The following is a 13,893-nucleotide window of genomic DNA, read 5'->3' on the forward strand; positions in this document are numbered from 1 at the left end:
TGCCACGCAGCCCGTCGGTACCCCGGCTACGTCGCCCGCCGGTACCCCGGCTACGTAGCCCGCCAATACCCCAGCGCATGCGTCCGCTGCCGGGGAACGGCCAGCTCCTTGCGGACATATGACGACAGGGCCCGTGTCGTCGCGGTGTCGCAGGCGATCCACACGTACGGATCCGGTTCGCCCTTCAGCAGGTCGGGCAGACCGGCCCGTACTTCCTCGGCCAGGTGTGCGCCGGAGTTCAGCCGTGGCACGTGCCGTACCTCGTGCCGGGCCGGGTCCGCGCGGAAGGGGAGGCCGTCCGTCGTGCCCTCGAACCAGATGGTCGCCGGCGCCGAATCCAGGGCCCCGAGGAGGGAGTTGAGCGCGGGCAGCGACGCCGGGTCGCCGATGGCGAAGATGTGGGAGGGGGCGGGGCTGGGCTGTTCGAAGCCCGTGCCGTGGACCGTCGCCTCGATCGTGTCCCCGGGCTTCGCCGCCCGCGCCCAGTCGCTCGCGCACCCTTCGTGCAGGGCGAACTCCAGGCTGAAGGTCCCGGCCGCCGGGTCGGGGTCGACCAGGGTGTACGCCCGCTGGTGCGGCTTGCCCGCGTTGTCGAACCACAGCCGTACCCACATCGTCGGGTGGACCCCCGTCGCCGTGAGCATGCCGCCGTCGGTGAGGTGCAGCCGCCGGTAGTGCGGGGTGACGTCCTCGGCGCCGGTCACCGTGAACGTGAAGTCCTTGGCGCGCAGCAACTTGAGGACCGCGCCCTCCCAGCCGTGACCCTGGCCCATGCGGTCTTCACCTCTCACGTACGATTTCGCCGAATGAGAGTTAGGTTAGCCTAACCTGAGAAGAGTGGGGATGGATCGTGACCGTCGAGATCTACCGTGACGCCTGGGGCATCCCCCACCTGCGCGCGGACAGCGCACGCGAACTCGCCCACGCCCAGGGCCGTATCACCGCCGTGGACCGGGCCTGGCAGCTGGAGGTCGAACGGCACCGCTCGCAGGGCACCTCGGCCGCCTTCCTCGGCGCCGAGGCCGTCGCCTGGGACCGGTTCGCGCGTCAGGCCCGGCTCTACGACACCGCAAGACGTTGTTTCGCCGCCCTGGAGAGACGGGACCCCGAGACCGCCGCGTGGGTCGTCTCGTATGTGGAAGGGGTCAATGAGGGGCTCGTGGACGGGGCTCGGCGCGCGCCGGAGTTCGCCGCGACCGGGCTCTCCCCCGGCCGGTGGCAGCCCTGGAGTCCGCTCGGCGTATGGCTCGGCACGCACATCCTGTTCGCCGGGTTCCCGGCCAAGCTGTGGCGGGAGGAGGTCGTACGGCGGCTGGGGGCGGACGCGGTCGAGCTGTTCGCCATGGACGGCCCCGGCACCTCGGGGAGCAACGGGTGGCTGGTGAGCGGCGAACGGACCGTCACCGGGCAGGCCGTCATCGCTGGTGATCCGCACCGCTTCATCGAGGACCCCGGCGTCTACCAGCAGATCCGCCTCTCCTGCCCCGAGTTCGACGTCGTCGGCCTCGCCGTCCCCGGCGTCCCGGGCATCGCCCACTTCGCCCACACCGGAACGGTCGCCTGGGCGATCACCAACGCGATGGCCGACTATCAGGACCTGTATCGGGAGCGCCTGAGGCCGAGCGGTGCTTCGCTTGAGGTCCTCGATCCGGACGGCACGTGGCGGCCCGCGGCCCGGCACGTCGAGACCGTCGAGGTCGCCGGGGGCGAGCCCGTCGAGGTCGAGGTGATCGAGACCGGACGGGGGCCCGTGGTCATCGGGGGAGCCGGTGCCGAGGAGGCCGTCAGCCTGCGCTATCCGCCCCGCGTCACCGAGGACCTCGGCTTCAGCGCGCTCCTCCCGCTGCTGCGCGCCCGCCGAGTCGCCGATGTGGACCGGGCGTTCGACCTGTGGGCGGAGCCCGTGAACGTCGTGCAGGCCGCCGATACCGAGGGCGGGCAGCTGCACCGGGTCGCGGGCCGGGTCCCGGTCCGGAGCGAGGACAACCGCACGCGGATCGTGGCCGCCTGGGAGCCCGGGCACGAGTGGCTCGGCTGGCACGAGATGCCGTACGGAACCGTCGAGGACGGCGTCGCCGTGATGGCCAACCAGCGCGGACCGGCCACCCCGCTCGGCGTCGAGTTCGCCCCGCCGCACCGCGCCACCCGCATCCGCCACCTCCTCGACGCACCGCACGAGAAGTGGTCCGCCGATGCCATGCCCGCCCTCCACATGGACACCCATCTCGCCTCGGCGGCAGCCCTGTTGGACCGACTGGCCGCCCTTGAGGAGGCGGGGCTCAGCGCCGAGGCGGTCGCGCTCAGGGAGCAACTCCTGTGCTGGGACCGGCGGATGGACGCCGACAGCACCGACGCGGCGGCGTACGCGGCGGTGCGCGGCGCGGTCGTACGGCGGCTCGCGGCACACCCCGCGCTGGCCGTCCTGGCCGACCCGCCCGCGTACCCGGAGGTCTTCCTGCCCTGGCTCGCCCTCACCCCACGCGTCGGCCTCGCCCTCGAAAACCTGCTGAAGGCCGAGGAGTTGTACGGCATCGACCGCGACGCCGCTGTGCGGGAAGCCGTCGAGGAGGTGGCGGCGGACAGGGCGGATTCGGGTGCGGGCCGCACGCCGACTACCTGGGGCGACACCCACCGGCTCGCCCCCTGGCGTGCGCTCCCCGACCCTTCGTACGAGGCTCCGGGGCTCTCCGGCGACCACGACTGTGTGCTGTGCACCTCGGCGGTGCCCGGCGTGACCGATCTGAGCGCGCGCGGCCCCGCCGCCCGTTACGTCTGGGATCTCGCCGACCGCGACAACAGCCTCTGGGTGGTTCCCCTCGGCGCCGACGGCGTCGCGGGCTCGGACCACCACCGCGACCAACTCGCCTTGTGGCTCAAGGGAGATCTCGCCCCGGTGACCACCGACTGGAACACGCTGACCAAGGAGAACCATGATGAGTGAGCCGTACGCCTCCGACCGCGCGGCCGTCCACGAGCAGCTCGTCGACGGCTTCGGCACCGTCCGGATCCTGCGCCTCGACCCGCACGCCGATCTCGACGTCGTCCACGGCTGGGTGACGCAGGAGCGGGCCGGGTTCTGGGGGATGAACGGGTTCGCGAAGGAGCAGGTCCTTCAGACGTACGTCCATCTCGACTCGCTCGACACCCATCACGCCTTCCTCGCGGTCAAGGACGGCGAACCGGCCGCGCTCTTCCAGACGTACGAGCCCGAGGCCGACCGCGTCAGCGAGTGCTACGACGTCCAGCCGGGCGACATCGGCATCCATGTGCTGATCGGCCCGGCCGGACCCGGTGGCGCGCGGCCGGGTTTCTCCTCTTCACTGCTGGCCGCCATCGCCACGTACGTGCTGAGCGGCCTGGACCGGAAGCGGGTCGTGGTCGATCCCGACGAGCGCAACGAGAAGGCGATCGCCCGCTTCAAGCGGCAGGGCTTCGAAGCGGGACCGGCGGTCGTGCTGCCCGAAATCGACCTTCCTGACGTCTATCTGCCGGAGAAGCGCGCCCAACTCGCCTTCCTCACCAGGGAGGCGGCGTTCCGGGAGTAATCTCCCGCTGCGACGGGTGAGCACGGTGCCGGGTTCGTCCGTACGTATCCAAGACTCTGGAAACGCGGATACCGAGACACGGAGACGGCGTGTGAGCGGACAGCGAGACCGGCGGCGCGTCCTGCGAGGCCTGGGCCTGCTCATCAGTGTCCTGGTCCTTGTCCTCTTCGGCGGCGCGGGCGGCGCGTCCGCGCACGCCGCGCTGACGGGCACCGATCCGCGGGACGGCAGTGTGCTGAAGTCGGCTCCCCGGCAGGTCACGCTGACGTTCAGCGAGTCCGTCGGCCTCCTCGACGACTCCTTCCGCGTGCTCACCCCCGAGAACCGGCGCGTCCACACCGGCAAGCCCGGCCGCGCGGGCGGCCGGTCCTCCACCGCCCGCGTGACCCTGCCGCGGGGCCTGGGCACCGGCACGTTCACCGTGGCCTGGCGGGTCGTCTCGGCGGACAGCCACCCGGTCTCCGGCGCCTTCACCTTCTCCATCGGCAAACCCTCCGCGACCACCGCCGCCCTGCCCGTCGCGCCCGCCGCGGACGCCGCCTCCGCCACCCTCTACGACACCGCCCGCTACGTCGCGTACGGCGGCCTGGCCCTGCTCATCGGCGCGGCCGGCTTCGTGCTGGCCTGCGGCTTCCCGGGCAGCGTGCGGCGTCTGCTGCAGACCGGCTGGTGGACCCTGCTGCTGTCCACGCTCGCGCTGCTGCTCCTGCGCGGCCCCTACGAGCGTGGCACCGGTGTGACCGCGGCCTTCGACCCGGCGGTCCTGCGCGAGACGCTGACGAGCAGGCCGGGAATGGCGCTGGTGGCCCGGCTGGTGCTGCTGGGGGTGGCCGCCTTCCTCCCCGAACGCGTCCGCGTACGGGAGCGGGGGCAGGCGCGGGGTGCGCTCGTGCTCGGCGGGGTGCTCGCCCTCGGGCTCGCGGTCACCTGGGCCGTCGCCGAGCACGCGTCCGCCGGGATCCAGGTCCCCGTGGCGATGGTCTCCGCTGTGCTGCACCTGCTCGCCATGGCGGTCTGGCTCGGCGGTCTGACCGCCCTGCTCACCGCCCTCCACCGCCCGGCCGAGCCCCTTCCCACCGCCGTCGTCACCCGCTTCTCCCGGCTCGCCCTCGCCTCGGTCGCCGTCCTCGCCGCCACCGGCGTCTACCAGTCCTGGCGCGGCCTCGGCTCCTGGGACGCCCTGACCTCGACGTCGTACGGCAGGATCCTCGTCGCCAAGCTGGGCGCGGTGCTGCTCCTGCTGGTGGGGGCGGCGTACTCGCGGCGCTGGACGGGGCGGCTGATGGTGGCGGAGACCGCCACGGAGACCGTCACAAAGAAGGCCGCGGAGACCGTCACGGCGAAGGCCGCGGAGAAGGTGGCGGTGCCTGCTGCGCGGGTGCCCGAGCCGATCGGAGGTCCGGCCGTCAGGGACACGGCCGTCACGGACACGGCCGACAGGGACACGGCAGACGGGGACACGGCCGCCCCCGACGACGTACGCCCTGACGGGGGTGCCGATGCCAGCCCCGAACCCGCTGGCTCCGACGCGTCCGCGTACCGCCGGGCGCTGCGCCGCTCCGTCCTCGCCGAGGTCACCGTCGGCATCGTCGTCCTGGTGATCACCACGGTGCTGACCGGGACCCAGCCGGGGCGGGCGGCCGCGGAGACGGCCGCTTCCGTCGCGTCCGCCGACCGGCCCACGTCGTCGACGACGCTGGTCCCCTTCGACGTCGGTACGCCGGGCGGGCAGGGCAAGGTGCAGATCGAGCTGGCGCCCGGCCGGGTGGGCGAGAACTCCGTGCAGGCCGTGATCCTCGGCCCCGACGGGGGCATCGCGACCGTCCCCGAACTGCGACTCACCTTCACGCTGGCCGCGCAGAAGGTCGGCCCGATCGACGCCGAGCTCACCGACAAGGGCGGCTACTGGGGGACGGACGGCCTCACGCTCCCGCTGGCCGGCACCTGGACCATGAAGGTCACCGTGCGCACCAGCGACATCGACCAGGTCACGGTCTCCAAGACGGTGAAGGTCGGCTAGTCCGCCGCGTACCTGGCCGCGTACCTGGTGGACGCACGCTCTCCCGGGCCGGACATCGGCAACCCGGACCGCACAGGATCACACGATCCCGGACACCACGTCCTCCGACGCCACCGTACTGACCCGGATCTGCGGCGATACAGAGCGCCGAAGGGCCCCACCACCACGGGTGGGGCCCTTCGTTTGTGAGCGGAGTTGATCAGGGCTGTGTCGATTACGTTTCGACAAATGGCCCTGGCAACCCTTGACGTATAACCTGACATGCGGCTGTTATTGCGCCCACGATGTTCGGTCAAGTTGATTTCTGGTCGATTTCGATCTGGCTCAACTCCGCTCTCCCCGCGACCGAACGCATGCCCGTCAGGAGCCGTACATGCCCGACCTCTCCCCCTCCGGTCTCTCCGTCCCGGGTCCCAGCCGTCGCACCCTGCTGCGTGGCATCGGCGGCGCGGCAGCGCTCGGCGGGGCGATACCCCTGCTCAGCGCCTGCGGCGGCAGCACCGCGGCCAGTGACCCGAAGACCGTCACCCTCGGCTCCAACGCGTCGGACGCCGTGCCGAAGAAGGCGTTCGCCGACATCTACGCGGCCTTCAAGAAGCAGTCCGGCGTCACGGTCGACGTGAACACCAAGGACCACAACACGTTCCAGGAGCAGATCAACTCCTATCTGCAGGGCACGCCCGACGACGTGTTCAACTGGTTCGCCGGCTACCGCATGCAGTTCTTCGCGGGCAAGAAGCTCGCCACCCCGATCGACGACGTGTGGAAGACGATCGAGGGCAACTTCCCCGACGCGATGAAGGCGCTCAGCAAGGGCGAGGACGGAAAGTACTACTTCGTCCCGCTCTACACGTACCCCTGGGCGATCTTCTACCGGAAGAGCGTCTTCAAGCAGTACGGCTATGAAGTCCCCACCACCTGGTCCCAGTTCATCGCGCTGTGCAAGCAGATGAAGAAGGACAACCTGGTCCCGATCGCCTTCGGCGACAAGGACGAGTGGCCCGCGCTCGGCACCTTCGACCAGATCAACTTCCGGACGAACGGCTACGACTTCCACGTCGAGCTGATGGCCGGAAAGGCATCCTGGACCGACAAGCGCACCCGCGCCGCCTTCGACAACTGGGCCGAGATCCTCCCGTACCACCAGGACGGCGCCGTGGGTCGCACCTGGCAGGACGCCGCCCAGACGCTGGTGTCGAAGAAGGCCGGTATGTACCTGCTGGGCATGTTCGTGGGCCAGCAGTTCACCAACGCCGCCGACCGCGAGGACCTGGACTTCTTCCCGTTCCCGGAGATCGACCCCACGTACGGGCAGGAGACCGTCGAGGCCCCGACCGACGGCTTCATGCTCAGCAAGGCCCCGAAGAACCACGCCGGTGCCGTCAAGCTTCTGGAGTACCTCGGCAGCCCGGCCGCCGAGCAGATCTACCTCAAGTCGGACCCGAACGTCGTCGCCGCCTCCACCAAGGCCGACACGTCCTCGTACAGCGCGCTGCAGAAGAAGGGCTACGAGCTCATCAGCGGCGCCAAGCACCTCACTCAGTACATGGACCGCGACAGCCGGCCGGACTTCACCTCCACGGTGATGCAGCCCGCGCTGCAGAAGTTCGTCCGCGACCCCAAGAGCATCGACAGCCTGCTCTCGTCGATCGAGCGCCAGAAGAAGACGATCTTCGCGTCCTCATGAGCACCGACACCAGCACTGCTGAGATGCCGGAGGCGGCCGTCGCGCCGCCTCCGGCCCCCGCATCCGACACGAAGAGGAGGCCGCAGGGACACCGGCGCCTCCTCACCCGCCGCGACCGGCTCACCCTGGGCCTGATGGCGGGCGTCCCGACGATCCTGCACATCGCGCTCGTGTGGGTGACCGCGCTCGCCTCGGTCGCCCTCGCCTTCACCACCTGGGACGGCATCGGCTTCGACTCCATCAAGTGGGTCGGGCTGCAGAACTTCCGTGAGCTGTTCACCCAGAACCCGCAGTTCTGGCCCGCCGTCCAGCACAACGTCATCTGGTTCGTGGTCCTGATCCTGATCCCGACCCCGCTCGGCCTGTTCCTGGCCGTGCAGCTGGACAAGAAGATCCGGTTCAGCCGGGTGTACCAGACCGCGTTCTTCCTGCCGGTCGTCGTGTCGATGGCGTGCATCGGCTTCGTCTGGCAGCTCGTCTACAACCCCGACACCGGCCTGATCAACAGCCTCATCGGGGCCAACAAGCCCGGCCACTACATCGACTGGATCGGCGACCCGGACCTCAACCTGTGGGCGATCCTCATCGCCGCCTCCTGGCGGCACACCGGCTACATGATGATCCTCTACCTGGCCGGTCTGAAGGGCGTCGATCCCTCGCTCCGTGAGGCGTCCTCGCTCGACGGCGCCAACGAGTGGCAGACGTTCAAGAACGTCATCTTCCCGACACTGCGCCCCACCAACACCATCGTGCTGGTCGTCACGATCATCGAGTCGCTGCGCGCCTTCGACCTCGTCTACGTCTTCAACGGCGGGGCCCAGGGCACCGAACTGCTCTCGATCCTCGTGACCGACAACATCATCGGCGAGTCGAGCCGCATCGGATACGGCTCGGCCATCGCGGTCGTCCTGCTCCTCATCTCGCTCGTCGTGATCATCCCGTACCTGGTGAGCACCTTCCGGAAGGAGCGGCGAGCGTGAGTACCTCCACCGTCGCGCTCAAGAAGCGCGCGCCCGTCCGGCCCGCCCGCGTGCTGTTGCACGTGTTCCTCGCGGGTGCCGCCCTCGCCTGGCTCGCCCCCCTGCTCTGGGCGCTGTACGCGGCCATGCGCCCGTACGCCGAGACCAGCACCAAGGGCTATGTCTCCTGGCCCGACAAGCTGAGCTTCGACAACTTCACCAACGCCTTCACGCAGTCGGACATGGCGCACTACTTCGGCAACACCCTGCTGATCGCCGTCCCGGCGGTGCTGGTGACGCTGTTCCTGTCGTCGATGGTCGCCTTCTACGTCAGCCGGTTCGACTTCCGCGTCAACCTCGCGCTGCTGCTGGTCTTCACGGCGGGCAACCTGCTGCCGCAGCAGGTCATCATCACCCCGCTCTACCGCATGTTCCTGCTCATCGACCTGCCCGGCATCACGGTCAGCGGCAAGCTGTACGACTCCGCGCTCGGCCTGGTCCTCATCCACGTGGCGTTCCAGTCCGGCTTCTGCGCCTTCGTGCTGAGCAACTACATGCGGATGCTGCCGCACGAGCTGACCGAGGCCGCGCTGGTCGACGGCGCCTCGGTGTGGCGGATGTACTGGCAGATCGTGCTGCCGCTGTGCCGCCCCGCGATGGCGGCCCTGGCGACGCTGCTCTCCATCTGGATCTACAACGACTTCTTCTGGGCCATCGTCCTCATCTCGACCGGCGAGAACATGCCGATCACCTCGGCCCTGAAGAACCTCTCCGGGCAGTACTTCACCGACCCCAACCTGGTCGCCGCCGGCGCCCTGCTCACCGCGATCCCGACGCTGATCGTGTACTTCGTGCTCCAGCGCCAGTTCGTCAGCGGTCTCACGCTCGGCGCCAACAAGGGCTGACTGCCCTTTTCTTGAAAGAGAACTCCCCGTGCACCACCCCTTCACTCCGCTCGCCTCCGTGCCCGTGGACCCGTCCGAGGCCCGGGTCCACGAGGAGGGCTGGCAGTCCTGGAGCCCCAGCGGCGCCTACGCCCTCGGCGACAAGCCTCCCCCAAGCTCTCGGCTTCTCCCCCAGTGCCTTAAGGGCCTGGGAGGGACCCCCAGAGCAGGGGGGCGCCCCCATCGCCCGACGAACGACAACTGGGCGACCGTCTGCTACCGGCCCGGGCACACCGTGCCCGACGGCACCTTCCAGGGCGAGGGGCTGCTGGCGCTCGACCCGGGCGACGGCTCGCCGGTCCGGCTGTGGGCGGCCGCCGACCCGCTGCACACCGTGCCGTCCATCCGCCTCGAGGTGCGCGGTGACCGGGCCGAGGTCAGCGCCGACGGGCCGGTGCGGGAGCTGACCGGTGGGGACATCCAGTCGGTGCTGGCGGACTGGGCGGACGGCCTCGGCCTCGCCGCCCCGCGCCCGGCGCCCACCGTCTGGTGCTCCTGGTACGAGTACTTCACCGCCGTCACCGAGGACGACATCCACGAGAACCTCCGCGCGATGGACACGCTCGACCTGCCCATCGACGTCGTCCAGATCGACGACGGCTACCAGAGCGCGCTGGGCGACTGGTTGACGTTGTCCGGCCGCTTCCGCTCCCGTGCGGGTATCGCCGACGCGATCCGCGCCCGGGGGCGCCGGGCAGGCATCTGGACGGCGCCGTTCCTGGTCGACCCGGCGAGCGATCTGGCCGCCGAGCACCCGGAGTGGCTGGTCAAGGACGCGGCGGGCGGCTTCGCGCACGCCGGCCGCAACTGGAGCCACGACCTGTGCGTCCTGGACACCACGCACCCCGACGCGGCGGCGTATCTGGCGGACGTCTTCAGGACCCTGCGGGCCGAGGGCTACGACTACTTCAAGGTCGACTTCCTGTACGCGGGCGCGCTGGACGGCGTACGGCACTCCTCGGACGACGCGCTGGCGGCGTACCGCGCCGGCATCGGTGTGATCCGCGAGGCGATCGGCCCGGACGCGTATCTGCTGGGCTGCGGTGCGCCGATCCTCCCCTCCATCGGCCTCTTCGACGCGATGCGCGTCAGCCCCGACACGGCCCCGCACCGCCGCCCCGAGGCCGACGACTACTCCCAACCCGGCCAGGATCCGGCCGAGTTCACGGGTGTCGGTCGGCAGTGGCAGCACGGCCGTCTCTGGGTCAACGACCCCGACTGCCTGATGGCCCGCCCCGCCGTCGAGACCCGCGAACGCTGGGCCGCGCACGTCGAGGCCACCGGCGGCCTGATGGCGTCCAGCGACCGACTGCTGTCGCTGGACGAGTGGGGCGTGACCACAACGCGCCGCCTGCTCGGGGGAGTTGCCCGATGAACCGCGCGCTGTCCGTCCCCGGTATCGCCTACGGCGGCGACTACAACCCCGAGCAGTGGCCCGAGGAGGTCTGGGCCGAGGACATGCGCCTGATGCGCGAGGCCGGGGTGACCATGGTCAGCGTCGGCATCTTCTCCTGGGCGCTGCTCGAGCCGTCCGAGGGCGCGTACGACTTCTCGCGCCTGGACCGCCTCCTCGACATGCTCTACACCCACGGCATCGCCGCCGACCTGGCGACGCCGACGGCGGCCCCGCCGGCGTGGTTCTTCCGGGCCCACCCGGAGGCGCTGCCGGTGGACCGGGACGGCAGGAGACTGTCGTACGGCAGCCGCCAGACGTTCTGCTCGAGCAGCCCGGCGTACCGCGAGGCTGCCCTGCGGATCGCGGGAGAGCTGGCGCGGCGGTACGCCGACCACCCGGCCGTGGCGATGTGGCACGTCCACAACGAGTACGGCTGCCACAACGCGGAGTGCTACTGCGACACGAGCGCGGCGGCCTTCCGCGAGTGGCTCCGGGCCAGGTACTCCGATGACCTGGCGGCGCTGAACCACGCCTGGGGCACCACCTTCTGGAGCCAGTGGTACTACGACTGGGACGAGATCCTGCCGCCCCGCGCCACCGGAGCCGTCCCCAACCCGACCCACCAACTGGACTGGCGCCGCTTCTGCTCGGACGAGCTGCTGTCCCTGTACACGGCGGAGCGCGACGTGCTGCGGGAGGCCGCCCCGTCGACCCCCGCCACCACCAACTTCATGGTGATGTACAACTTCGACGCGCTGGACTACTGGCGCTGGGCCCCGGAACTGGATGTGGTCTCGAACGACCACTACCTCCAGTCCACCGACCCGGAGTCGGAGATCGACATCGCGCTCAGCGGCGACCTGACACGCTCGCTGGCCGGCGGCCCCTGGCTGCTGATGGAGCACTCCACGGGCGCGGTGAACTGGCAGCCGGTCAACCGGGCGAAGAATCCCGGAGAGTTGCGCCGCAACGCACTCGCCCACGTGGCGCGCGGCGCCGACGGCATCGCCTACTTCCAGTGGCGGGCGGCGAAGGCGGGCGCCGAGCAGTGGCACTCGGCGATGCTGCCGCACGCGGGCACGGACAGCCGGATCTGGCAGGACGTGGTGGCGCTGGGCGCGGACCTGAAGGCCCTGGCCGAGGTGCGCGGCGCCGCGGGCACGGCGTCCGTGGCCATCGTCTGGGACTGGAACGCCCGCTGGGCCCTGGAACTGCCCTCCCAGCCGAGCGGCGAACTCCGCTTCCAGGACCTGGTCCGGGACTGGTACGAGCCGCTGTGGCGCTCGGGCGTCGCGGTGGACTTCGTACGCCCGGACGCGGACCTGAGCGCGTACCGGCTGGTCCTGGCCCCGAGCCTGTACCTGGTGGACGACGCGGGCGCGGCGAATCTGGTCGGCTTCGCGGAGCGCGGCGGCACGCTGGCGGTGGGCTTCCACAGCGGAGCCGTCGACGAGAACTGCCATGTACGGCTGGGCGGTTACCCCGGCGCCTTCCGGGAGGCCCTCGGCGTACGGTCCGACGAGCTGTTCCCGCTGCTGGTCGGCGAGACGGTGGGCCTGAGCGGGGGCGGCACGGCCACGCTGTGGTCGGAGCGCCTGAGCCTCGCCGGCGCCGAGGCCGTGACCTCGTACACGGAGGGGCCCCTGGCGGGCGTCCCGGCGGTCACCCGCCACACGTACGGCGAGGGCACCACCTGGTACCTGGCCACCCGCCCGGACCCGGCCACCCTGGCCGACCTCCTGACCCGGATCCGTACGGAGGCGGGCGTCGAGCCGGTCGCCGCCGCGCCGCCCGGCGTCGAGGCGGTCCGGCGCCGCGGCCCGCACGCCGACTACCTCTTCCTGATCGACCACGGCGGCCGGGGTGCCGAGATCGCGGTCGCCGCCGACGCGACGGAACTCCTCACCGGGGAGCCGGTCTCGGGGTCGGTCGCCGTGCCGCCGGGCGGCATCGCGGTCGTACGGGAGCCGCACGGGAGCTGAGGCCTTGGGACTGCGTCCGGGCAGCGAGGGCGAGGCTGGGTCCGGGCGGGTCTTAGGGCTGGGGCCGGGCCGGTCTCAGGGCTGGGTCTGGGTCCGGGCAGGGTCTCAGGGCTGCGTGGGGTGGCTGGTGTGCTGCAGGGCGAAGACGGCTTCGGTGGTGCGGCACAGCGCTCCTACCTCGCGGCGCAGCGACCGCCAGGAGGCCAGCCAGACGACGGCCCCGACGGGTGCCGCCGGCCACCACCAGACGCCGAGGAGCGTGAAGGCGATGCTCCAGGCGAGCGCCTCGCACGCCGCGTCGTAGGCGTCGCGGGCCTCGCTCAGCGCGACGCGGGAGGTGTCCGGCACGGCGAGGAGCAGCCGGGTCCACTCGCTTCCGACGTCGATGCCCGTCTCGGCTCTGACCTGCGCCTCGGTGGCCCGGATCCGATCGCCCGACCAGGTAGGGGAGTTGGGCGGGGCCGGTCCGGTACGGGCCCGGCGCGCGTCGAGCCGGTCGGCGCGCAGCTCCCGTCCGGCGGCGCGCGCCCGGACCGCTTCCCTGCCTATCTCCTCTGGAGGCGCCCAGCGCCGTACGCGCCACGCGGTCAGCCGTCGGCCCAGCGGCATCAGCCACCAGGGCCAGGCCCCCGACGCCAGCGCGCCGATCGCGCCGGCGGCGAAGGGCACCGCGAACGCGGCCGCCACCGCCGCCACCGCGACGAGCACGAGGGAGGCGACGGCGTCGGCGGACAGGCCGCCGCTCAGCCGCAGCGCACCGGCGATCCGCTCGCGGGCGAGCCCGAGGTCGTCCCAGTGGTGCTGACCGAGCTGCCCACCGCCCACGGTCGCGACCACCACGAACAGCACGGCGGGCAGCAACCGCCGCAGGAACCATCCGTCGGGTATGCGCTTCTGGAGTTCGACGAGCAGTCCCACTGCCCTCAGCCGTCCACCAGGCGCATCGGCCGGCCGGCCAACGCACACGACGGCGTTTCCGGGACCGCACCCTCGCGCAGGTCCACCCGGGCACAGCGGCCCGTGGGGCAGACCCAGCCGACCGACTGCGGCGTGGGCGCGGACGGCCAGTCGCCCACGCCCATCGTGGAGCTCAGGCCGAGCCCGCCGGGGATCCCCGCCGCCTCGGCCGCGTCGTGCAGCGCGCGCACGGCGTCCCGCCACTCGGCGGTGGAAGGATCGCCGCCCTGGACGACCGCGAAGGGGGCCTCCCAGAGCGCGGAGCCGATCAGAACGCGTACCGCGTCGACGTTGCGGCACAGGTATGCGACGGCATCCTCGTACACCCTGAGCGCTTTCGCCCCGTCCCCCACCGCAGACTCCCTGAAAGTCCGGAGAACCACTGCTCTCTGACGTGCGATCA

General features: G+C 71.2%; 11 protein-coding genes. 8 read left to right on the forward strand and 3 right to left on the reverse strand.

The window, feature by feature from the left end; all coding sequences use genetic code 11:
• Window positions 1-50: 50 nt before the first annotated feature.
• On the reverse strand, window positions 51-773 hold the full coding sequence (locus ACFY0T_RS25740) for a siderophore-interacting protein (protein ID WP_388874892.1): 723 nt from the start codon (window positions 771-773) through the stop codon (window positions 51-53).
• Between the two features lie 77 nt (window positions 774-850).
• On the opposite strand from ACFY0T_RS25740, the gene ACFY0T_RS25745 reads away from it, so the two are divergent.
• From ACFY0T_RS25745 to ACFY0T_RS25780, 8 genes are all read left to right on the forward strand, one after another.
• Complete coding sequence (locus ACFY0T_RS25745; protein WP_388874895.1) at window positions 851-2,941, forward strand: penicillin acylase family protein; 2,091 nt, start codon at window positions 851-853, stop codon at window positions 2,939-2,941.
• Entirely contained in the window at window positions 2,934-3,545 is a 612-nt protein-coding gene (locus ACFY0T_RS25750) for a GNAT family N-acetyltransferase (RefSeq protein ID WP_388875166.1), read from the forward strand. Before ACFY0T_RS25745 ends, ACFY0T_RS25750 begins: the two co-directional genes overlap by 8 nt.
• 91 nt (window positions 3,546-3,636) lie before the next feature.
• Window positions 3,637-5,565, forward strand: coding sequence for a copper resistance CopC/CopD family protein (locus tag ACFY0T_RS25755; RefSeq protein WP_388874898.1), 1,929 nt, complete (start codon window positions 3,637-3,639; stop codon window positions 5,563-5,565).
• 373 nt (window positions 5,566-5,938) lie between these two features.
• Window positions 5,939-7,252: an ABC transporter substrate-binding protein gene (locus tag ACFY0T_RS25760; protein ID WP_388874901.1), complete on the forward strand. Its 1,314-nt coding sequence runs from the start codon at window positions 5,939-5,941 to the stop codon at window positions 7,250-7,252.
• Complete coding sequence (locus tag ACFY0T_RS25765; RefSeq protein WP_388874904.1) at window positions 7,249-8,232, forward strand: carbohydrate ABC transporter permease; 984 nt, start codon at window positions 7,249-7,251, stop codon at window positions 8,230-8,232. The genes ACFY0T_RS25760 and ACFY0T_RS25765 overlap by 4 nt, the downstream gene beginning before the upstream one ends.
• Complete coding sequence (locus tag ACFY0T_RS25770; RefSeq protein ID WP_388874907.1) at window positions 8,229-9,116, forward strand: carbohydrate ABC transporter permease; 888 nt, start codon at window positions 8,229-8,231, stop codon at window positions 9,114-9,116. The genes ACFY0T_RS25765 and ACFY0T_RS25770 overlap by 4 nt, the downstream gene beginning before the upstream one ends.
• A 28-nt stretch (window positions 9,117-9,144) precedes the next feature.
• Window positions 9,145-10,530, forward strand: a complete 1,386-nt coding sequence (locus tag ACFY0T_RS25775; RefSeq protein ID WP_388874910.1) for a glycoside hydrolase family 36 protein — start codon at window positions 9,145-9,147, stop codon at window positions 10,528-10,530.
• Window positions 10,527-12,533 carry a beta-galactosidase gene (locus ACFY0T_RS25780; protein ID WP_388874913.1) on the forward strand — a complete coding sequence of 669 codons (2,007 nt, stop codon included), beginning with the start codon at window positions 10,527-10,529 and terminating at the stop codon, window positions 12,531-12,533. The genes ACFY0T_RS25775 and ACFY0T_RS25780 overlap by 4 nt, the downstream gene beginning before the upstream one ends.
• Before the next feature lie 105 nt (window positions 12,534-12,638).
• On the opposite strand, the gene ACFY0T_RS25785 is transcribed toward ACFY0T_RS25780, so the two are convergent.
• On the reverse strand, window positions 12,639-13,451 hold the full coding sequence (locus ACFY0T_RS25785) for a hypothetical protein (protein WP_388874916.1): 813 nt from the start codon (window positions 13,449-13,451) through the stop codon (window positions 12,639-12,641).
• Window positions 13,452-13,456: 5 nt separating this feature from the next.
• The gene (locus tag ACFY0T_RS25790) at window positions 13,457-13,843 is read right to left on the reverse strand and encodes a hypothetical protein (protein ID WP_388874918.1); all 387 of its coding nucleotides are present in this window, start codon (window positions 13,841-13,843) and stop codon (window positions 13,457-13,459) included.
• Between the last annotated feature and the right edge of the window lie 50 nt (window positions 13,844-13,893).

It is taken from the genome of Streptomyces sp. NPDC001530, assembly GCF_042894545.1.
Taxonomy (GTDB): Bacteria; Actinomycetota; Actinomycetes; order Streptomycetales; family Streptomycetaceae; genus Streptomyces.